This is a genomic window from Duganella violaceipulchra, assembly GCF_019166075.1.
Taxonomy (GTDB): domain Bacteria; phylum Pseudomonadota; class Gammaproteobacteria; order Burkholderiales; family Burkholderiaceae_D; genus Rugamonas; species Rugamonas violaceipulchra.
Genome location: NZ_JAHTGR010000007.1, coordinates 71,020 through 89,655, shown reverse-complemented (window position 1 = coordinate 89,655; position 18,636 = coordinate 71,020). Strand labels below are relative to the sequence as shown.

17 protein-coding genes are annotated in these 18,636 nt (G+C 65.4%); 11 read left to right on the top strand and 6 right to left on the bottom strand.

The genetic code is table 11. The features are described 5' to 3' along the window. Positions 1 to 10: 10 nt before the first annotated feature. Together KVP70_RS14680 and KVP70_RS14675 are read right to left on the bottom strand one after the other, a co-directional pair. Positions 11 to 1,780: an allantoate amidohydrolase gene (locus tag KVP70_RS14680; protein ID WP_217942974.1), complete on the bottom strand. Its 1,770-nt coding sequence runs from the start codon at positions 1,778 to 1,780 to the stop codon at positions 11 to 13. Between the two features lie 57 nt (positions 1,781 to 1,837). After that, positions 1,838 to 2,773 carry a LysR substrate-binding domain-containing protein gene (locus KVP70_RS14675; RefSeq protein WP_217942973.1) on the bottom strand — a complete coding sequence of 312 codons (936 nt, stop codon included), beginning with the start codon at positions 2,771 to 2,773 and terminating at the stop codon, positions 1,838 to 1,840. A 118-nt stretch (positions 2,774 to 2,891) separates the two neighbouring features. Here KVP70_RS14675 and KVP70_RS14670 point away from each other — a divergent pair, with 118 nt between their 5' ends. Genes KVP70_RS14670 through KVP70_RS14660 form a run of 3 tightly spaced genes read left to right on the top strand, consistent with a single transcriptional unit; the run spans position 2,892 to position 5,797 of the window. Then, entirely contained in the window at positions 2,892 to 4,109 is a 1,218-nt protein-coding gene (locus KVP70_RS14670; RefSeq protein WP_217942972.1) for a urate hydroxylase PuuD, read from the top strand. A 10-nt stretch (positions 4,110 to 4,119) separates the two neighbouring features. Beyond that, on the top strand, positions 4,120 to 5,352 hold the full coding sequence (locus KVP70_RS14665) for a M20/M25/M40 family metallo-hydrolase (RefSeq protein WP_217942971.1): 1,233 nt from the start codon (positions 4,120 to 4,122) through the stop codon (positions 5,350 to 5,352). 1 nt (position 5,353) lies between these two features. Beyond that, a complete protein-coding gene (locus KVP70_RS14660) occupies positions 5,354 to 5,797 on the top strand; it encodes a thioesterase family protein (RefSeq protein ID WP_217942970.1) in 444 nt (147 codons plus the stop codon). Between the two features lie 2 nt (positions 5,798 to 5,799). Here KVP70_RS14660 and KVP70_RS14655 read toward each other — a convergent pair whose 3' ends face one another. Next, the gene (locus KVP70_RS14655; protein ID WP_217942969.1) at positions 5,800 to 6,525 is read right to left on the bottom strand and encodes a substrate-binding periplasmic protein; all 726 of its coding nucleotides are present in this window, start codon (positions 6,523 to 6,525) and stop codon (positions 5,800 to 5,802) included. Positions 6,526 to 6,623: 98 nt separating this feature from the next. Between KVP70_RS14655 and KVP70_RS14650 the strand changes: the two genes are divergently transcribed. The 3 genes from KVP70_RS14650 to KVP70_RS14640 are packed head-to-tail and all read left to right on the top strand — an operon-like array spanning position 6,624 to position 10,100. After that, entirely contained in the window at positions 6,624 to 7,880 is a 1,257-nt protein-coding gene (locus KVP70_RS14650) for a paraquat-inducible protein A (protein ID WP_217942968.1), read from the top strand. Beyond that, positions 7,873 to 9,504: a PqiB family protein gene (locus KVP70_RS14645; protein WP_217942967.1), complete on the top strand. Its 1,632-nt coding sequence runs from the start codon at positions 7,873 to 7,875 to the stop codon at positions 9,502 to 9,504. Before KVP70_RS14650 ends, KVP70_RS14645 begins: the two co-directional genes overlap by 8 nt. Further along, on the top strand, positions 9,501 to 10,100 hold the full coding sequence (locus tag KVP70_RS14640; RefSeq protein WP_217942966.1) for a PqiC family protein: 600 nt from the start codon (positions 9,501 to 9,503) through the stop codon (positions 10,098 to 10,100). The genes KVP70_RS14645 and KVP70_RS14640 overlap by 4 nt, the downstream gene beginning before the upstream one ends. Here the strand turns inward: KVP70_RS14640 and KVP70_RS14635 are convergent. Further along, positions 10,097 to 11,005 carry a LysR family transcriptional regulator gene (locus KVP70_RS14635; protein ID WP_217942965.1) on the bottom strand — a complete coding sequence of 303 codons (909 nt, stop codon included), beginning with the start codon at positions 11,003 to 11,005 and terminating at the stop codon, positions 10,097 to 10,099. The two genes, KVP70_RS14640 and KVP70_RS14635, sit on opposite strands and share 4 nt — an antisense overlap. Positions 11,006 to 11,097: 92 nt before the next feature. Here KVP70_RS14635 and KVP70_RS14630 point away from each other — a divergent pair, with 92 nt between their 5' ends. The 4 genes from KVP70_RS14630 to KVP70_RS14615 all read left to right on the top strand — a co-directional run bounded on the left by KVP70_RS14630 (position 11,098) and on the right by KVP70_RS14615 (position 16,343). Next, positions 11,098 to 11,802, top strand: coding sequence for a histidine phosphatase family protein (locus tag KVP70_RS14630; protein WP_217942964.1), 705 nt, complete (start codon positions 11,098 to 11,100; stop codon positions 11,800 to 11,802). Between the two features lie 10 nt (positions 11,803 to 11,812). Further along, entirely contained in the window at positions 11,813 to 13,033 is a 1,221-nt protein-coding gene (locus KVP70_RS14625; RefSeq protein ID WP_217942963.1) for an acyl-CoA dehydrogenase family protein, read from the top strand. Between the two features lie 126 nt (positions 13,034 to 13,159). Continuing rightward, positions 13,160 to 15,532 (top strand): DNA polymerase II, encoded by a 2,373-nt coding sequence (locus KVP70_RS14620; protein ID WP_217942962.1) that lies wholly within the window; start codon positions 13,160 to 13,162, stop codon positions 15,530 to 15,532. Positions 15,533 to 15,545: 13 nt separating this feature from the next. Continuing rightward, entirely contained in the window at positions 15,546 to 16,343 is a 798-nt protein-coding gene (locus KVP70_RS14615) for an isocitrate lyase/PEP mutase family protein (RefSeq protein ID WP_217942961.1), read from the top strand. Between the two features lie 38 nt (positions 16,344 to 16,381). On the opposite strand, the gene KVP70_RS14610 is transcribed toward KVP70_RS14615, so the two are convergent. Further along, a complete protein-coding gene (locus tag KVP70_RS14610; protein WP_217942960.1) occupies positions 16,382 to 16,798 on the bottom strand; it encodes a DoxX family protein in 417 nt (138 codons plus the stop codon). Between the two features lie 25 nt (positions 16,799 to 16,823). Then, entirely contained in the window at positions 16,824 to 17,636 is an 813-nt protein-coding gene (locus KVP70_RS14605) for a pirin family protein (protein WP_217942959.1), read from the bottom strand. Positions 17,637 to 17,741: 105 nt separating this feature from the next. On the opposite strand from KVP70_RS14605, the gene KVP70_RS14600 reads away from it, so the two are divergent. Then, entirely contained in the window at positions 17,742 to 18,632 is an 891-nt protein-coding gene (locus KVP70_RS14600; protein ID WP_217942958.1) for a LysR family transcriptional regulator, read from the top strand. Positions 18,633 to 18,636: the final 4 nt, after the last annotated feature.

The window sequence follows — 18,636 nt, the reverse complement described above, 5'->3', positions numbered from 1 at the left end:
CGGCGTGGCGCTAGGCGGGGCGGAAGCTGCGCAGGAAGTCGAGCAGCACCACGCTCGCCAGTTCGGCATCGTCGGCCGTCATGGTCTCCAGCGGATTGTGGCTGATGCCGCCGTTGCCGCAGCGGGTGAACAGCATGGCCACGTCGGTGATCCGGGCCATTGCCATCGCGTCGTGGCCGGCTCCGGACAGCAGATCGAAGCGCGGCAGGCCGGCGCGTTCGATGGCGGCGCCGAACTGCTGCATCAATCGTGGCGCGCAGGGCGCCGCCGAGGCGTCGACGATTTGCTGCATGCTCACTTCCACCTGGCGCCGCGCGCAGATCGCCGCGATGCCGTCCAACACATCCTTCACGGCGGCCAGCCGCACCGCGTCGTCGGCGGCGCGGATATCCAGCGACAGTTTGCATGCGCCGGGGATCACGTTGACCGAACCGCCGGGTACCTGCAACTGGCCGACCGTGCCCACCAGTGACGCGCCCTGCGCGCAGCGCTGCTCGACCAGCAGCACGATTTCCGCCGCCGCCGCTGCCGCGTCCCTGCGCATCGTCATCGGCGTGGTGCCGGCGTGGCTGGCCAGGCCGGTCAGCTCGACCAGGTAGCGCGAGCTGCCGGCGATGGCCGTCACCACGCCCAGCACCAGGTCGCGTTCCAGCAGCACCGGGCCTTGTTCGATATGGACTTCCACGAAGCCGAGCAGCTGCGCCGGATCGCGCGCGATGGCGGGAATGCGCGCCACGTCGTGGCCGGCCGCCAGCAGCGCTTCGCGCATGGTGACGCCGTCGGCGTCGGCCTGGTCCAGCAGCGACAGGTCGAAGTGGCCGGTCACCGCGTTACTGCCCAGGAAAGTGCTCTTGAAGCGCACTCCTTCCTCTTCGGCGAAACCGACGATCTCGAAATGGAAGGGCAGCTTCTCGCCGCGCCGGCGCAGGTGGCGCACGATGGCGATCGGCAGCAGGATGCCGAGACGGCCGTCGTACTTGCCGCTGTTGCGCACGGTGTCGTAGTGCGAGCCGGTCATCAGTGTTTTCGCGTCCGGCGCATCCGAGCGGTAGACGCCGACCACGTTGCCGACGGCGTCGATGTGCGCGTCCATGCCGGCATCGCGCATCCAGTCCAGCAGCTGCGCGGCGGTCTTGCGGTGCGCCGGCGTCATGTAGGCGCAGGTCAGGTCGAAGTCCGCGCTGGCGCTGTTGTCGGTGTCGCTCCATGCGGCTATGGTTTCACACCACTGCATGATGGTCGGGCCGAAGTCCAGCGTCATGCCCAGCAGGTCGTTCAACCGCAGTTCGGCGATGCGCTTAATCTGGCGCAGACACTCGGCGATTTCGTCGGCGCGCTGGTTCTTCAGGCGGCGCGTGAAGGTGGCGATGATGGCGCGGCGCGTCAACCCTTGTCCGTCCGGGCCTTTGACGGCCAGGATGAAGGGGAAGCCGAATTTGTCGTTGTAGTCCGCGTTCAGCTGGTGCAGCGTGGCGAATTCCTCGGCGCTGCACAGGTGCAGGCCGGACTTGGCTTGCTCGCTGGTGGATTCGGCCGTCAGCTGGCCGGAAACGGCGGCCTTGCCCGCCAGTTCGGGGTGGGCGCGGGTCAGGCCCAGTTGCTCGTCCAGCGACGCGGCGCTGACCACCTCCTGCAAGGCCAGCTTGAGCGCGGTGGCGTTGGCGAAGGGCCGCTGCAGCGCCGCCCGTTCCGGTATCCACGGCGAGTGCTCGTAGATGCCGCGCAGGCGGTCGGTGAAGGTGGCGGCATCGCAGCTGTTTAAGTCGGAAAGTGTCGTCATAGCCTAGTGTAATCGCAACTGAGCCGTGCAGTTATATGCGCTATCCGCTAAGGGTTATTATTTGCCGAGCGCCTTGGCCGCCGTGGCGACCTGCTCGCGCAGCCACTTGTGCTCCGGCGCCTGGTGCACGCGCTCATGCCACAGCTGGTAGAAGCGCATCGGCGGGAACTTGACCGGCACCGTGAAGGTCTTCAGCGGCATGTTGCGTTCGTAGTAGCGCACGAACTGGCGGCCGGTGGTCAGCACCAGGTCTGTCTGCGTCAGCATGTAGGGGATCAGGCCGAAGTAGGCCGATTCCACCGCGACGTTGCGCTGCAGGCCCTGGCGCTCCAGGAAGTCGTCGATGACGCCGTGGTAGCCGGGCAGGATCTGTGTCGGCGCCACGTGGGGCAGGGACAGGTAGTCGTTGATGGTCATGTCGTCGCTGCCGGTGCGCAGGGCATACGGGCAGTCGGAGCGCATCACGGCGATGATCGGGTCCTCGAACAGCTTGGACATGTGCAGGTGCTCGGGCGGCTCGTCCCAGTTGGCGATGACCAGGTCCATGTCGCCGTCCGACAGCAGGCGCACGTAGTCCACGCCGGGGCCCAGGCCGTGGATCTTCACGCGGCTGTTGGGCGATCCGCGCCGCAGCAGCGCCACCAGGTTGGGCAGGAACTGGCTGTCCAGGTAGTCCGGCGCGGCGATGTGGAAGGTGCGCGCTTCTTCCTGTGGCACGAAGGGCGACTTTTTCAGGAACAGGTTCTCGGTCTCGTCGAGGATGCGCTTGGCCGGGATCAGCAGGCTTTCGCCGTGCTGGGTCGGCACCATGCCGCGCGCGCCGCGCACCAGCAATGGATCGCCGGTCAGCTCGCGCAGCTTGCGCAGCGAGGCGGAGATCGAGGGCTGCGGCTGATTCAGCTTGAGGGCGACGCGTGAGACGTTCTTCTCAACCAGCAGCAGGTAGAGGATGCGGATCAGGTGCAGATCCAGGTGTTGCGGCAGGGCGGCCATGTGAGTATTTCTGTTATACGGAATCGGATATGTTTAATATACTCTAATGTTCATGTGGTCGGCGTCAATTCCGTTTATCTTCTGTAAATTAGCCACACTCTTTACCCGGAAAGCTCCCATGGATTTATACGCCTATCTGATCCCGTACGGCCTTGAGTGGCTCAACCTGATCGTGCGCTGGCTGCACGTCATCACCGGCATCGCCTGGATCGGCGCTTCGTTCTACTTCGTCTGGCTGGATAATTCGATCCGCCCGCCGGCTCCCGGCTCGGAGCTGGCGAAGAAGGGCGTGTCCGGCGAATTGTGGGCGGTGCATGGCGGCGGTTTCTACAACCCGCAAAAATACCTGGTGGCGCCGGCCGAACTGCCGAAGGAGCTGCACTGGTTTAAATGGGAAGCTTATTCCACCTGGCTGTCCGGCATCGCGCTGCTGACCATCGCCTATTACTTCAACGCCCAGGCGATGATGATCGATAAGTCGGTGGCCGATATCGGCAGCTGGCAGGCGATCGGCATCGGCGTCGGCACACTGGTCGTCGGCTGGACCGTGTACGACCTGCTGTGCCGCTCGCCGCTGGGACAGCGCGACCTGTGGTTCGGCGTGGTGGTGTTCGCGCTGATCGTCGGCGCCGCGTATGGCCTCACGCATGTGCTGAGCGGCCGCGCCGCCTACATCCACGTCGGTGCGCTGATCGGCACCATCATGGTCGGCAATGTGCTGATGCTGATTATCCCCGGCCAGCGCAAGATGGTGGAGGCCATGTCGGCCGGCCGCCTGCCCGATCCGGTCCACGGCCAGAAGGCTAAGCAACGCAGCGTCCACAATAACTACTTCACGTTGCCGGTGCTGTTCATCATGATCAGCAACCACTACGCGATGACCTACCGGAACGACCACGCCTGGCTGGTGCTGGCCTTCATCATGGCGGCCGGCGTCTGCATCCGCCACTTCTTCAACCTGCGCCACAAGGGGCGCGTGGAGTGGCGCTATCCGGCCGTTGGCGTGGCGCTGCTGGTCGGCGTGGCGGTGGCGATCGCGCCGCCGCGTCCCGTGGCGGTGCCTGCGGCGGCCGATCCGGCGGCGCAATTCGCCAAGGTGAAGACCGTCATCGAGCAGCGCTGCGTGGCTTGCCACTCGGCCCATCCGTCGCAAGCTGGGTTTGCGACGGCACCCGCCGGCGTGATGCTCGACAGCGCCGAACAGGTCCACCAGAACGCGGAAAAAATCTACAAGCAATCGGTCCAGCTGAAAGCCATGCCGCTTGCGAACCTGACCAATATGACCGATGCCGAACGGGCGCAGATCGCGACCTGGTTCGAGTCCGGCGCCAAGTGAGAGAACTGCGATGACGACGAACAAGGAACAACTGGCACTATGGATCGACGCGCACTTCGATGAAGAGGTGGGGGTATTGCAGCAGCTGCTGCGCGTGCCGACCGATACCCCACCCGGCAACAACGCGCCGCATGCGGACATGGTGGCCGACCTGGTCAAGGCCTACGGCTGGACCGTCGAGAAGCACGCGGTGCCGGCGCAGGTGGTGCAGGACTACGGCATGGAGACCATCACCAACCTGATCGTGCGCCGCCCGTACCAGGCCGGCGGTCCGACCGTGGCGCTCAACGCCCATGGCGACGTGGTGCCGCCGGGGGACAACTGGACCTATCCGCCGTATGGCGGCGTGGTGGAAAACGGCTACATCTACGGCCGCGCCGCAGCGGTCTCCAAGTGCGACTTCGCCACCTACATCTTCGCCACGCGCGCGCTGGAGGCGCTGGGCGTGCCGCTCAAGGGCGGCCTGGAACTGCATTTCACGTATGACGAGGAATTCGGCGGCCTGCTGGGACCCGGCTGGCTGCTGGAGCAGAAGCTGACCAAGCCGGACTTCGTCATCGCGGCGGGCTTCAGCTACAACATCGTCACCGCGCACAACGCCTGCCTGCAACTGGAGATCACGGTGCACGGCAAGTCCGGCCACGGCGCGATGCCGGAGACCGGCCACGATGCGCTGCAAGCGGCAACCCGCATCCTGAACGCGATCTACGACCAGCTGCCGGAACTGAAGAAGGTCAAATCGAAAATCCCCGGCATCGACTCGCCGACCATGCTGGTGGGCCGCATCGACGGCGGCACCAACACCAACGTGGTGCCGGGAAAAGTCGTGCTGAAGATGGACCGCCGCATGATTCCGGAAGAAGATCCGGTGGTGGTGGAAGCGCAGGTGCGCGCGCTGATCGAGAAAGCGGTGGAAGGCCAGCCCGGCATCCGCGTCGAGATCAAGCGCCTGCTGTTGTCGCACGCGCTGCGCGAGCAGCCGGGCACCGAGAAGCTGGTGGCCAGCCTGCAGCAGAACGCGCAAACCTTCATCGGCGAGACGATCCCCGCGCAAGGCACGCCGCTGTATGCGGACGCCCGCCTGTACGGCGAGCAGGGCATCCCGGCGGTGCTGTACGGCGCCGGCCCGCGCTCCGTGCCCGAGTCCAACGCCAAGAAGGCGGATGAGCGGCTGCTGCTGGAAGACCTGCGCAAGGCGACCAAGGTGGTAGCATGCACGCTATTGGATTTCCTTGGAGAGTAAGATGTTTGAGAAAAAGATGATGGCCGGCTGGGGCGATATGGACTTCAACAGCCATATGCGCAATACAACCTTCCTGGACAAGGCCGGCGATGTGCGCATGCTGTTCCTGTCCGAGAACGGCTTCCCGATGAGCGAATTCATGCGCCTGAAAATCGGCCCGGTGGTGATGAAGGACGAAATCGCCTACTTCAAGGAGGTCATGCTGCTGGAAGAGATCACCGTCACGCTGGGCGTGGCAGGCCTGTCCGAAGACGGCAGCCGCTGGTCGCTCAGCACCGACATCATCCGCGCCGACGGCAAGCTGGCCGCGCGCGTGACCAGCACCGGCGGCTGGCTCGATCTGGCGGCGCGCAAGCTGATTGCGCCGCCGGCCAATCTGCTGGCCACCTGGCAGTCGCTGGGCAAGACGGCCCACTTCCAGGAACTCAACACCAGCATCAAGTAAGCCTATTTGGTCTCGTAGAACTTGTGGTGCAGCTGCGCCGGCAGGCCGCGCGCAGCCATGCGCCTGGCGGCGTCGGACAATGCCGGCGCCAGCGCCGCGTTGTCCTTCCCCAGGTAGATGTACAGCGGCAGGTCCTCCACCGAGGCGCTGCTATGCCCCTGCGCCAGCAGCGGCCTCGCCTCGGCGCTGATGCCGCCTTCGTCGAACACGCAGGCGTCGTCGCGCACCGCCAGCACCATTTGCAAGCAAGCCGCTTCGCTCTGCACGTCGTGCGGCTGGATCGCCGGCTGCAGCGCCTCCAGCCGCTGCTGGTACAGATAGATGCCGCGTTTGTAGCTGACGGTCTTGACGTTCTTCGCCAGCGATTCCCAGCTGGTGATGTCCTTGTCGGTGCGGGTGAAGATGCGCGTGCGCGAGACGATGAACGGTTCGTCGAGCCGCACATAGTCCGGGTGCTTCTGAATGTAGCCTTTGACCCGGCCTACCTCGCCGGCGATACTGCCGGCGGCGAGCATCGCCTCGGCGCGTCGGCCGGGCAGGCTTTGCAGCGCACAGCGTTGCCCGCTGGTGGTGCACAGCTGCTGAAGGTAGGCGCTGGCGTACAGGAACAGCGGCGAGGTCTCTTCGTGGGAGGTGCCGAACACCAGTTCCTTCCCTGTCTGCGCATGCGCGTAGCCTGCAACGACCAGCGTTGCTGCGATCAGGATCTTGGACTGGTTGCGGAACATGGTTACCTTCGTTACCGATGCATTGGGGGCGCGATTTTAGCGGATTAATGGTATCGATTGTCGTATCATAGGGCCATTATTGAACAAACGGCCAGCCAGTGCACCGATATGATTTGATCAGCTGTCACGATTGTGGCTTACTGCACAAGCGGCGCCCGGTGCTGCCGCGCGAGAAAGCGCGCTGCGTGCGCTGCCGTTCCATCCTCTATCGCGGCAGCCACTCGGACGTCAACCGCATGGCGGCCATCACCTTGGGCGCCATCTTCACCTTCCTGATCGCCCAATTTTGCCCCATCGTCGAACTGGAAGTGGGCGGCTACTCGTCCAGCGCCACCTTGTTTGGCGCGATACGCGTGCTGTGGACGGAGCATATGCAAATGGTGGCGGTGCTCGTGTTCCTGTTCACGACGCTGTTGCCGGCGGTCGAACTGGGCGCGCTGCTGTATGTGACGCTGGCGCTGCACAACCGCGTGCGGCCGCGCGGCTTCGACCATCTGCTGCGCGCGGTTGGCGCGGCGCGGCGCTGGGGCATGACGGAGGTGCTGATGATCGGCATCCTGATCACCATCGTCAAGATGACCAGCCTGGCGCATGTGGTGGTGCAACCGGGCCTGTTCGCCTTTGGCGCGCTGACGTTGATGCTGGCGATCGTTACGTCGTTCGATCCGCAGATGCTGTGGAATATCGGCGAGCACTTGCCGGGGCCGCGCCGTCCGGCGCAGGCGGAGTTCCGCTACACGCCGCACACGCGGCTGGCCGCTTGCCACAGCTGCGGCCTGGTGGCGCAGCACCAGCCGGCCGCGCACCAGCATTGCGCGCGTTGCGGCGCCGTGCTGCACCGGCGCCGTCCCGACAGCGTGGGCCGCACCTGGGCCTTCCTGCTGGCGGCCACCATTCTCTACATCCCCGCCAACCTGCTGCCGGTGATGTACACGCACTCGCTGTTCGGCAAGGAAGACGACACCATCATCAGCGGCGTGGTCTACTTCTGGACCAGCGGCTCGCCGGCGCTGGCGGCGATCATCTTCATCGCCAGCATCGTGGTGCCGGTGCTGAAGCTGGCGGCGCTGTCGCTGCTGGCGCTGACGGCGCAGCGCCGTTCGCGCTGGCGGCCCTTGCAGCGCACGGTGTTGTACCGGATCGTGGAGTTTGTCGGCCGCTGGTCGATGCTCGATATTTTTGTGATTACCCTGACGGTGGCGCTGGTGCGCTTCCAGTCGCTGGCCGTGATCACCGCCGGTCCCGGCGCGCTGGCGTTTTGCGCGGTGGTGGTGCTGACGATGATCGCGTCGATGCAGTTCGACCCGCGGCTGATCTGGGACCCAATAGATTCAAATGGAGAGAACCATGCCTGAAAACGAAAGCGGCGCGCCGCCGCTGCCCGAGCCAAGAGTGGAGAAGGCCAATCGCTGGCTGCCTTCGCTGGTGTGGCTGATCCCCTTGCTGGCCGCCTTGATCGGCCTGGCGCTGGTGGCCAAGTCGGTGCTGGACCAGGGGCCGACGGTGACGGTGAGCTTCCGCAGCGCGGACGGCCTGGAGCCAGGCAAGACCAAGGTCAAATACAAGGACGTGGATATCGGCCTGGTGCGCTCGATTACGCTGTCGCGGGATTTGTCCAAGGTGCTGGTGCTGATCGACATGAGCAAGGAAGCCAAGCGCTTCACGGCCGCCGATACCCGGTTCTGGGTGGTGCGGCCGCGTGTGGGCGCGAGCGGCGTTTCCGGTCTGAGCACCTTGCTGTCGGGCGCCTATATCGGCGTCGACGCCGGCAAGTCGGAGGAGGTCAAGGAGGAGTTCACCGGACTGGAAAAACCGCCGCAGGTGGCCGGCGACGACAAGGGCAGCAAATTCTCCTTGCATGGCGAGAGCCTCGGCTCCATCGACGTCGGTTCGCCGATCTTCTACCGCCGCATCCAGGTGGGGCAGGTGATCGGCTTCGACCTGGACGAGAAGGGGCGCGGCGTGAAAATGACGGTGTTCGTCAGCGCGCCTTACGACCAGTACGTCGGCAAGAACACGCGCTGGTGGCATGCCAGCGGCGTCGATGTACGGCTCGATTCGAACGGCTTCAAGGTCAACACGCAGTCGCTGGCGGCGTTGCTGGTGGGCGGCATCGCCTTCGAAAGCATGAGCGGCCAGAAGCCGGACCAGCAGGCGGCTCCCGGCACCGATTTCCCGCTGGCCTCCGACCAGGCCAACGCCTTGCGCGAGCCGGATGGCGTGCCGATCACCACGGTGCTGTACTTCGACCAGTCGCTGCGCGGCCTGTCGCCGAGCGCGCCGGTGGACTTCCGCGGCATCGTGCTGGGCGAGGTGCGCTCGGTCGGCGTAGAGTTCGATCCGGTGAAGAAGAGCTTCCGCATGCCGGTGACGGTGGACATGTACCCGGCGCGCCTGGGCCGCAGCTTCCAGCAGTCCGTCTCCAGCGACCAGGATCGCAACGCCGGTCCGGTGGTGTTGGAGCGCATGGTGGCGCGTGGCCTGCGCGGCCAGCTGCGCACCGGGAACCTGCTGACCGGCCAGCTGTATGTGGCGCTGGACTTCTTCCCGAACGCGACTAAGGTGAATCTGGATGTGGCGCAGTATCCGCTGGAGGTGCCGACGGTGCCCAACAGCCTGGACGAGCTGCAAACGCAGATCGCCAGCATCGCGCGCAAGCTCGATCAGGTGCCGTTCGGCGAGATCGGCAACAACCTGCGCGATACGCTCAAGAGCGCCAACGTGCTGCTCAAGCAGATCGACGCGCAGGTGGTGCCGGAGATGAAGGACACGCTGGGCGCGGCCCGCAAGACCTTCGGCGAAGCCAACCAGCTGCTGCAAAAGGACTCGCCGGTGCAGTCCGACCTGCGCGAAGCCTTGCAGCAGCTGACGCAAACGCTGCAATCGCTGAACGCGCTGTCTGATTACCTGGAGCGCCATCCCGAGTCGCTGCTGCGCGGGAAGACCAACAAGCAGGACACCAAGGGAGAACCCAAATGATGCGCTATACAACCGCGCTGGCCATGGCGGCCGCGGTGCTGCTGGCCGGCTGCGCCGCCGCGCCGCCCGAGCACTTCTACAGCCTGAGTAACGGCATCGGCGTGCCGGCGCCGGCCGCCAAGCCTGCGGGTTACTACATCGAGCTGCCGGCGGTGACGGTGCCGCAGCAGGTGGCGCGCTATCAACTGGTGGTCAGCACGGAGGCGGGGCGCATCGATTTGCTGGAGCATGAGCGCTGGTCGGCGATGCCGGCCTCGGAGCTCGGCCAGGCGCTGTCACTGGCGATCACCGGCGAGCTGGGAACGGTGGACGTGTTCCGCACGCCGACGGCGGACGGCGCGCCGGTCTACCGCATCAGCACCAACGTGCAGCGCTTTGAATCGGCGCCCGGGCAGTATGCGCTGATCGATGCGGTGTGGAGCGTGCGCCTGGTGGGCGGCGTCAAGGTGCTGACCTGCCGCAGCGTCGCCAACGAGGCGGTCGGCGGCGGCTATGATGCGCTGGTGGCCGGCCACCGCCGCGCCGTCACGCGCATCGCCGCCGATATCTCCAAAGCCATCCGCACGCTGGCCTCCGGCGCCAGCGCCGGCTGCTAGCCCGCCGCCTGCATGGCCTGCTGGATTTGCCCGCGCAGCCATATGCTGGCTGGATCGGTGTCGATGTTGGTGTGCCAGTACAGGTAAATGTCCAGCGACGGCATGGTCAAGGGGAAGGGCAGGATCTGGTTGCCGAACTGCTGGTTGACCACCCGCGCCAGGCGTTCTGGCATCGTCAGCGCGAGGTCGGTCTGGCTGACCACGCGGCAGGCGGCGAAGTAGTGCTGGCAGCGCAGCCGCACGCGCCGCTGCAATCCCATGCGGCTCAGTTCAAAGTCCTCCAGCCCCGGCCCGCGCCGGCGTGAGCTGGTCTGGATGTGCTCCAGTTTCAAATATCCGTCCAGATCGAGCGCGCCGCTCACCAGCGGATGATCGCGCCGCACCAGCACCACCGTCTGGTCGGTCGCCAGCAGCGTGCGGCGGATGTCGTTCGACAGCGGCAGCAGGATGTCGATCGCGGCATCCAGGCTGCCGGCCGCCAGTTCGCTTTCCAGTTCGCGCCGGCCCACCTGCAAGGTGTTCAGGCCCGCCGTCGGCGCATCGTCGGCCACGCGCGCCATCAGCGGCGGCAGCACGCTCGCTTCCAGCACATCGCGCAGCGCCAGCGAGAAGGTGCGCTCGCTGGTCGCGGCGTCGAAGCGCTCGGCGCCGTTCAGCGTCACTTCAAATCCGCGCAGCGATTGCCGCACCGGGTCTATGATGGAGCGGGCCAGCGGCGTCGGCACCATCACGTGGCCCTGGCGCTCGAACAGCGGATCGTCGAACAGCTGGCGCAGCCGGTTCAGCGCGTGGCTGATGGCGGGCTGGGTCAGGTTCATCTTCAGGCTGGCGCGGGTGATGCTGCCTTCCGCGTAGATCGCCTCGAAGACGATGAACAGGTTGAGATCGACCTTGGATATATGCATGAAATTTATTCGGCTCAATTAAAACTATTCATTTGATGAATTATAGGCCGGACGTTAAGCTGGTGCCTGTTTTGATCTGGAGCTGGAAGAAAATGGGACAAATTTATCTGGTGCGCCACGGGCAGGCTTCGTTCGGCAACGCCAATTACGACCAGCTGTCGACGCTCGGCTACGAGCAGGCGCGCTTGCTGGGGCAGTGGTATGCCAACGGCCGCCAGTCCTTCCAGCGCGTGGTGGTGGGTGGCATGACGCGTCATCGCCAGACCGCCGACACTTGCCTGGCCGAGCTGCCGAAAGCGCAACTGGCCGATACCGACTGGATCACCGATCCGGGCTTCGCCGAATTCGACCACCTCGAAGTGCTGCGGCGCCACTGCCCGGAGGTCGACGACGCCGCCGCCTTCCAGCAGATGCTGGCGCAGCACGAGGAGCCGCAGCGCGCGCTGGAGCATCTGTTCCGCGCCGCCATGCAGCGCTGGATGAGCGGCTGGCACGACGACGACTACTCCGAGACCTGGCCGGAATTCCGCCGCCGCTGCGTGGGCGCGCTGGAACGGCTCGATACCGAGAGCAGCAAGCAGACCACCATCGTGTTCACCTCCGGCGGCGTGATCGCCACGCTGATGCAGCACCTGCTTGGCTTGCAGGACTATCAGGTGATGGAGCTCAGTTGGACGTTGGCCAATTGCGCCGTCACCAAGCTGCTGCAACGTCCCGGCCAGTTCACCCTCAGTTACCTGAACAACTACTCGCATCTGGAATGGCTGGGGCAACCCGGCGCCGTCACCTACCGATAAGGACAGCATCATGGACTTCGACTACAGCCCGAAAGTAAAGCAACTCCAGGCCCGGCTGACGGCCTTCATGGACCAGCATATCTATCCGAACGAAGCGCGCTTCCACGCCGAGATCGACGCCAACCGCGCCGCCGGCGACGCCTGGGTGCCGACCGTGGTGATGGAAGAACTCAAGCTCAAGGCGCGCGCGGCCGGCTTGTGGAACCTGTTCCTGCCCGATTCCCAGCACGGCGCCGGTTTGAGCAACCTGGAATACGCGCCGCTGTGCGAGATCATGGGCCGCGCCGTGTGGGCGCCGGAAGTGTTCAACTGCTCGGCGCCGGACACCGGCAACATGGAAGTGCTGACCCGCTACGGCACCGAGGCGCAGCAGCGCGAGTGGCTCGATCCCCTGCTCGATGGCCGCATCCGCTCCTGCTTCGGCATGACCGAGCCGGACGTCGCCTCGTCCGACGCCACCAACATCGCCAGCTCCATCGTGCGTTCCGGCGACGAGTACGTGATCAATGGCCGCAAGTGGTGGTCCTCCGGCGGCAACGACCCGCGCTGCAAGGTCTTCATCTTCATGGGCAAGAGCGATCCGGATAATCCCAACCGCCACGTGCAGCAGTCGATGATACTGGTGCCGCGCGATACGCCGGGCGTGAACGTGCTGCGCCATCTGCCGGTGTTCGGCTTCGACGACGCGCCGCACGGCCACGCCGAAATCGTGTTCGACAACGTGCGCGTGCCGGCCTCCAACCTGCTGCTGGGCGAGGGCCGCGGCTTCGAAATCGCCCAGGGGCGGCTCGGGCCTGGCCGCATCCACCACTGCATGCGTTTGATCGGCCTGGCCGAGCGCGCGCTGGAGCAGATGTGCCGGCGCAGCTTGAGCCGCGTCGCTTTCGGCAAACCGGTGGCGGAGCAGGGCGTGACGCTGGAGCGCATCGCCGAATCGCGCATCATGATCGACCAGGCGCGCCTGCTGGTGCTCAACGCCGCCCACATGATGGACACGGTGGGCAACAAGGTGGCGGCCAAGGAGATCGCCATGATCAAGGTGGCGGCGCCGGCGATGGCGTGCAAGGTGATCGACTGGGCGATTCAGGTGCAGGGCGGCGGCGGCATGGCCGATCCTTTCCTCGCCTCGGCCTACGCCGGCGCGCGTTCGCTGCGGCTGGCCGACGGTCCGGACGAAGTGCACCGCAGCCAGATCGGCAAGATGGAGCTGGCGCGCTACAAGGCAGGCTAACCCTGGGGTCAAGTCTGACATTCGGACACGGCCTCTGCCGTAGCGGCCGCTACGGCAGAGGCCGTGTCCGAATGTCAGACTTGACCCCAGTATGCGGGCTGTATGCGCATACAGTATAATTGTGGCATGACGCATACCGCCCAACATGGCTTTATCCTGACTCGCCACTGGCGAGACGCGGCTAATGGGACGGAGATCGAATTCTGGCTGGCGACCGACGACGGCCCGAAAAAAATCCGCCTCACCGCACAAACCTCGGTGGCTTTCGCCGAGGCCAGGCAGCGTTCGGCCATCGAGGCGCTGATCGACGTCAAGTCCGGCATCGAGCTGCGCGAGCTGGCGTTGAAAACCTTCCAGCAGGAGCCGGTCGTCGGCATCTACGCCTCCCGCTACAAGCAGCTGACCGCGCTGGAGCGCACCTTGCGCGAGCACGGCATCAAGATGCTGGAGGCCGATATCCGCCCGCCCGAGCGCTTTCTGATGGAGCGCTTCATCACCGCCGCCGTGCAGTTCGAGGGCGGCCACGCGGAGGGCGCTGCGGTCATCCACAACTGCAAGCTCAAGCCCGCGCCGGACTACCGCCCCAAGCTGAAGATGGTATCTCTCGACATCGAAACCAGCGCCTTCGAGGATTTGTATTCGATCGCGCTGGAAGGCTGCGGCCAGCGCCAGGTCTATATGCTGGGCGCGCCGCAAGAGTCGACGCAGCAGATCGACTTCGACCTGGAATACTGCGCCACGCCGCGCCAGCTGATCGAGAAGCTCAACGCCTGGTTCGTGCGCCACGACCCCGATGTGCTGGTCGGCTGGAACGTGGTGCAGTTCGACCTGCGCGTGCTGCAAAAGAACGCCGACAAGCACAAGATCCCGCTGGCGCTGGGCCGCGAAGGCAAGACCATCGAGTGGCGCGAGCATCCCGGCAAGCAGGGTTATATGTTCGCGCCGGTGGTCGGCCGCATCGTCCTTGACGGCATCGACGCGCTGAAGGCGGCGTCGTGGACCTTCCCGTCCTTCAGCCTGGAGAACGTGTCGCAAGCCATGCTGGGCGAGGGCAAGGACATCGGCGACGTCTACGACAAGATGGCCGAGATCGAACGCCGCTTCCACGACGACAAGCCGGCGCTGGCCCACTACAACCTGAAGGACTGCGAGCTGGTCACGCGCATCTTCGACAAGGCCAACCTGCTGGCCTTCATGATCGAGCGCGCCACGGTGACCGGCTTGCAGGCCGACCACCTGGGCGGATCGATCGCCGCCTTCGGCCACCACTACCTGCCGCGCATGCATCGCGAAGGTTACGTCGCGCCCAGCGTCGGCGACGTCTCCGGCGGTGCTTCGCCGGGCGGCTTCGTCATGGACTCCAAGCCCGGCCTGTACGACTCGGTCGTGGTGCTCGATTACAAAAGCCTGTATCCGTCCATCATCCGCACCTTCCTGGTCGATCCGGTCGGCCTGGTCGAAGGCGAAAACGCGGCCGACCAGTCGACCGTGGTGGAGGGCGTCAACGGCACCGTGTTCTCGCGCACGCGCCACTGCCTGCCCGAGATCACCACGCAAATCTGGAAGCAACGCGACGCCGCCAAGCGCGCCAGGAACGAGCCGCTGTCGCAGGCGTTGAAGCTGCTGATGAATTCCTTCTGCGGCGTGCTGGGTGCGACCGAATGCCGTTTCTTCAATCCGCGCCTGGTCTCCTCGGTCACGCTGCGCGGCCACCAGATGATGAAACAGACCCGCGAACTGGTCGAGGCGGAAGGCTACGACGTCATCTACGGCGACACCGATTCCATCTTCATTTGGCTGAAAAAGGAGTACGCGAACAGCGAGGCGTTGGCCATCGGTGAAGGCCTGGCCGGCAAGATCAACAGCTGGTGGCGCACCATGCTGATGGAAAAGCACGGCCTCGAATGCCACCTCGAAATCGAGTTCGACACGCACTATCAAAAGTTCTTCATGCCGACCATCCGCGGCACGGAAATGGGCAGCAAGAAGCGCTACGCCGGCCTGACCATCAACGCCAAGGGCGAAGAGGAGGTCATCTATCGCGGCCTGGAGGTGGCGCGCAGCGACTGGACGCCGCTGGCGCAGCAGTTCCAGCAAGGCCTGTTCAAGCGCATCTTCAAGGACGAGCCCTACCAGGAATTCGTGCGCGACTACGCGCGCAAGACCATGTCCGGCGACTACGACGAGCTGCTGGTGTACCGCAAGCGCCTGCGCCAGCGGCTGGACGAATACAAGGTCAACGTGCCGCCGCAAGTGCGCGCCGCGCGTCTGGCCGACGAGTACAATCAGGCGCAGCATCGCCCGCTGCGCTACCAGAACGGCGGCTGGATCAGCTATGTGATGACCACCAGCGGACCCGAACCGACCGAGGTGATGCGCTCGAATATCGACTACGAGCATTACCTGACCAAGCAGCTGCAGCCGATCGCCGATTCGATCCTGCTGCCGATGCACGACAGTTTTACCAACCTGACCACGGCGCAAGCCAGCCTTTTCTAAACACGGAGATAGCATGAGCGATTTCAAGAAACTGCACGACGGAAGCAAACTGCTGCACCTGCCGAACGCCTGGGACGCCGGCAGCGCAAGACTGTTCGAAAGCCTGGGCGCGCCGGCCATCGCCACCACCAGCGCCGGCGTGGCCTGGGCCGCCGGCTATGCCGATAGCAACAACATGCCGGTCGACGTGGCGGTCAACGTCGCCGCCAACATCGCGCGCGTGTTGACGGTGCCCTTGTCGGTGGATTTGGAAAACGGCTATTCGGACGATGCCAACGCGGTCGCGCAAACGGTACTGCGCTTGATCGATGTCGGCGTGGCCGGCATCAACCTGGAAGACGGCAACGACGCGCCGCAATTGCTGGCCGCGAAAATCAGCGCGATCAAAAAGCTGGCGGCGCAGTCGGGCAAGGACATCTTCATCAACACCCGCACCGACATCTACCTGAAAGGCCTGGCGCCCGAAGGCGAACGCGTGGCCGAAGTGCTGAAGCGCGCCGCGCTCTACAAGGAGGCCGGCGCCGACGGCCTGTTCGTGCCGGGCATCTGCAAGGTGGACGAGATCAAGGCGGTGGTGGCCGGCACCGGCTTGCCGGTCAATGTGATGGACTGGCCCGGCGTGCCGTCCGCCGACGCGCTGCACCAGCTGGGCGTGCGCCGCCTGAGCGCCGGCTCCGGCATTTCGCAAGCCTTGTGGGCGGTAGCCGCCGACATGGCCAGGGACTTCCTGGCCACCGGCAGCGCCGGTCCGTTGGTGGAGAAAGCGATGCCTTACGGCGATCTGCAAAAACTGTTTATCGGCGCGCGCTAGCGGCAGGCGCTGCGCTCGATGAGTGCTCAACGTGCATGCTACGCCGGTTGACGGCCGCCGCTGACGGCGCGGCGGTTGTCGAAGCTGTAGGCGCCGGCGCCAAAGGCCACCACTTGCAGCAGGCCGCCTGCCATCGCGATGTTTTTCAGCAGGTGGATCATCTGGTTCTGGTCGCCCACCGCGTGGTGGAAGGCCAGCCCGGTGACGATGGAAAACGCCGCCAGTCCCGCCGCGACCAGGCGGGTCTGGATGCCGAGCGCCAGCAGCAGGCCGCCGCCCAGTTCGACGGCGATCGCCACCACCAAGGCCAGCATCGGCAGCGGCAGCCCGGATGAGGCGATATAGCCCATCGTTGCGGCCGGGGCGGCCAGCTTGCCGATGCCGCTCATGACGAAGATGGTGGCCATCAGCACGCGGCCGACTGCTGGAATGACGGAGGTGTTAGTGTTGTTCATGATCGTTCCTTTGCTATGAGTTTGATTACATCAAATTAGCCGAACGCAGTTGGCTGCCGATGCGTTCGATTTCTGTTTCGCCCTGCGCCAGTGCGGCCTCGCTGGTGTGTACCGAGTAATAGCCCGTGACCAGTTCGTGCGGATGCTTGACCGCCGAGCCGAGCACGAATTCCGTCTCGCCTTCGGCGACGAAGTCGATGGCCAGGCCACCTTCCTCGAACACCGCCAGCTCGCGGCCGATCACGGCCTCGCCCACCCGCAGCCCACCGTCCGCCAGCGCGACCCAGGCCACGTCATGGCCGGCGGGTGGCTGGTAGCTCCAGCGTTCGCCGTCACGCAGCTTCACGTGCAGGTAGGTCAGCGATGCACGCGGCTGAATGCGGCTGACGGCGTCGCCGTAGCGGCCGAGGATCACCCGCGCCGGGCCGCTGCCGGCCACATGCTCCGCCGCCAGGTACTGGCTGTGCGCCGGGCCGTTTTCATCTTCCGGCGGCAGCGCCAGCCACAACTGGAAGCCGTGCACCGGCACGTTTTCGGCGGGCCCGCCGTCGTGCCAGACGCCGTTGCCTGCGCTCATCCACTCGACGCCGCCGGTGTGCAGCACGCCTTCGCTGCCGGTGGTTTCGCGGTAGGCCATCGCGCCTTCCAGGATCACGGTGGTGGTGGCGATGCCGGAATGCGGATGCATGCCCATCTTGCCGCCGCGGCCCGCTTCCATGCGGAAGCGGTCGAGGAAGACGAAGGGCTTGATCAGCTGGCCCACGTCGCCGGGACTGGCCAGGCGGGTGATGGGGCCTCGGGTGTTGCCTTGGGTGCGGAATGCGATGTTGCGGTTCATTTGCTTGCTCCTTGTTGGTTGCAGTGCATGGAGAGCATCTTAGGTCGGCGCTATCCATCTGAATAGCCTATATAATTGGATGGATAGTATCCAAGGAGTAGATACATGCTTGACGCCATGTCGTTGGACCAGCTGCGCACCTTTATCGCCGCCGCTGACGAAGGAAGTTTCTCGGCCGCCGGCCGCAAGCTGCGCCGGGCGCAGTCGGTGGTCAGCACCACGCTGGCCAACCTGGAGCAGCAGGTGGGCTTTTCTCTGTTCGAGCGCACCGGCCGTTACCCGCAGCTGACGGAGGCGGGCAGGGCCTTGCTGGAACAGGCGCGCGCCGCGGTCGGCGGCATGGATGCGTTCAAGGCCAAGGCGCGCACGCTGGCCGAGGGGTTGGAGCCGGAACTGGCGGTGGCGGTCGACGTGATGTTCCCGATCGCCACGCTGACGGCGGCGGTGCAGGCGTTCAAGGCGGCTTTTCCCAGCACGCCGCTGCGGCTGTACGTGGAAGCGCTGGGGGCGGTGGTGCAGCCCTTGATCGCCGGCAGTTGCCGGCTGGCGATCATCGGCTCGCTGCCGGAGATTCCTCCCGGTTGCGCGTCGGAATTCCTGCTCAGCGTGAAGGCGGTGTGCGTGGCGGCGCCCTGCCATCCGCTGGCGGCCGCGCCGGGCCAGATCCCACAGGTGGAGGCCGCGCAGCACGTGCAGCTGGTGTTGACCGACCGCTCGACGCTGACCGCCGGCCGCAACTTCGGTGTGGTGGCGGCGCAGACCTGGCGGCTGGCCGACCTCGGCGCCAAGCATGCCTTCCTGCGCGCCGGCCTGGGCTGGGGTTACATGCCGCTGCACATGGTCGAGGATGACCTGCGCACCGGCAAGCTGGTGTGCATCGCGCTGGAGGCGCACGCGCCGCTGGGGCCGGGGTTTTCGATGCACGCCATCCACATGCGCGACCATCCGCCGGGGCCGGCCGGGCGCTGGTTCATCAACCAGCTGAAGCTGGTGTGAGGCG

Excerpts from the sequence above, each read along its gene's own strand:
- KVP70_RS14625 (WP_217942963.1), top strand. The coding sequence starts at position 11,813 with ATGGACTTCGACTACAGCCCGAAAGTAAAGCAACTCCAGGCCCGGCTG.
- KVP70_RS14670 (WP_217942972.1), top strand. The coding sequence starts at position 2,892 with ATGGATTTATACGCCTATCTGATCCCGTACGGCCTTGAGTGGCTCAAC.
- KVP70_RS14655 (WP_217942969.1), bottom strand. The coding sequence starts at position 6,525 with ATGTTCCGCAACCAGTCCAAGATCCTGATCGCAGCAACGCTGGTCGTT.
- KVP70_RS14675 (WP_217942973.1), bottom strand. The coding sequence starts at position 2,773 with ATGGCCGCCCTGCCGCAACACCTGGATCTGCACCTGATCCGCATCCTC.
- KVP70_RS14660 (WP_217942970.1), top strand. The coding sequence starts at position 5,354 with ATGTTTGAGAAAAAGATGATGGCCGGCTGGGGCGATATGGACTTCAAC.
- KVP70_RS14680 (WP_217942974.1), bottom strand. The coding sequence starts at position 1,780 with ATGACGACACTTTCCGACTTAAACAGCTGCGATGCCGCCACCTTCACC.
- KVP70_RS14600 (WP_217942958.1), top strand. The coding sequence starts at position 17,742 with ATGCTTGACGCCATGTCGTTGGACCAGCTGCGCACCTTTATCGCCGCC.
- KVP70_RS14635 (WP_217942965.1), bottom strand. The coding sequence starts at position 11,005 with ATGCATATATCCAAGGTCGATCTCAACCTGTTCATCGTCTTCGAGGCG.
- KVP70_RS14610 (WP_217942960.1), bottom strand. The coding sequence starts at position 16,798 with ATGAACAACACTAACACCTCCGTCATTCCAGCAGTCGGCCGCGTGCTG.
- KVP70_RS14665 (WP_217942971.1), top strand. The coding sequence starts at position 4,120 with ATGACGACGAACAAGGAACAACTGGCACTATGGATCGACGCGCACTTC.
- KVP70_RS14615 (WP_217942961.1), top strand. The coding sequence starts at position 15,546 with ATGAGCGATTTCAAGAAACTGCACGACGGAAGCAAACTGCTGCACCTG.
- KVP70_RS14640 (WP_217942966.1), top strand. The coding sequence starts at position 9,501 with ATGATGCGCTATACAACCGCGCTGGCCATGGCGGCCGCGGTGCTGCTG.
- KVP70_RS14630 (WP_217942964.1), top strand. The coding sequence starts at position 11,098 with ATGGGACAAATTTATCTGGTGCGCCACGGGCAGGCTTCGTTCGGCAAC.
- KVP70_RS14605 (WP_217942959.1), bottom strand. The coding sequence starts at position 17,636 with ATGAACCGCAACATCGCATTCCGCACCCAAGGCAACACCCGAGGCCCC.
- KVP70_RS14620 (WP_217942962.1), top strand. The coding sequence starts at position 13,160 with ATGACGCATACCGCCCAACATGGCTTTATCCTGACTCGCCACTGGCGA.
- KVP70_RS14645 (WP_217942967.1), top strand. The coding sequence starts at position 7,873 with ATGCCTGAAAACGAAAGCGGCGCGCCGCCGCTGCCCGAGCCAAGAGTG.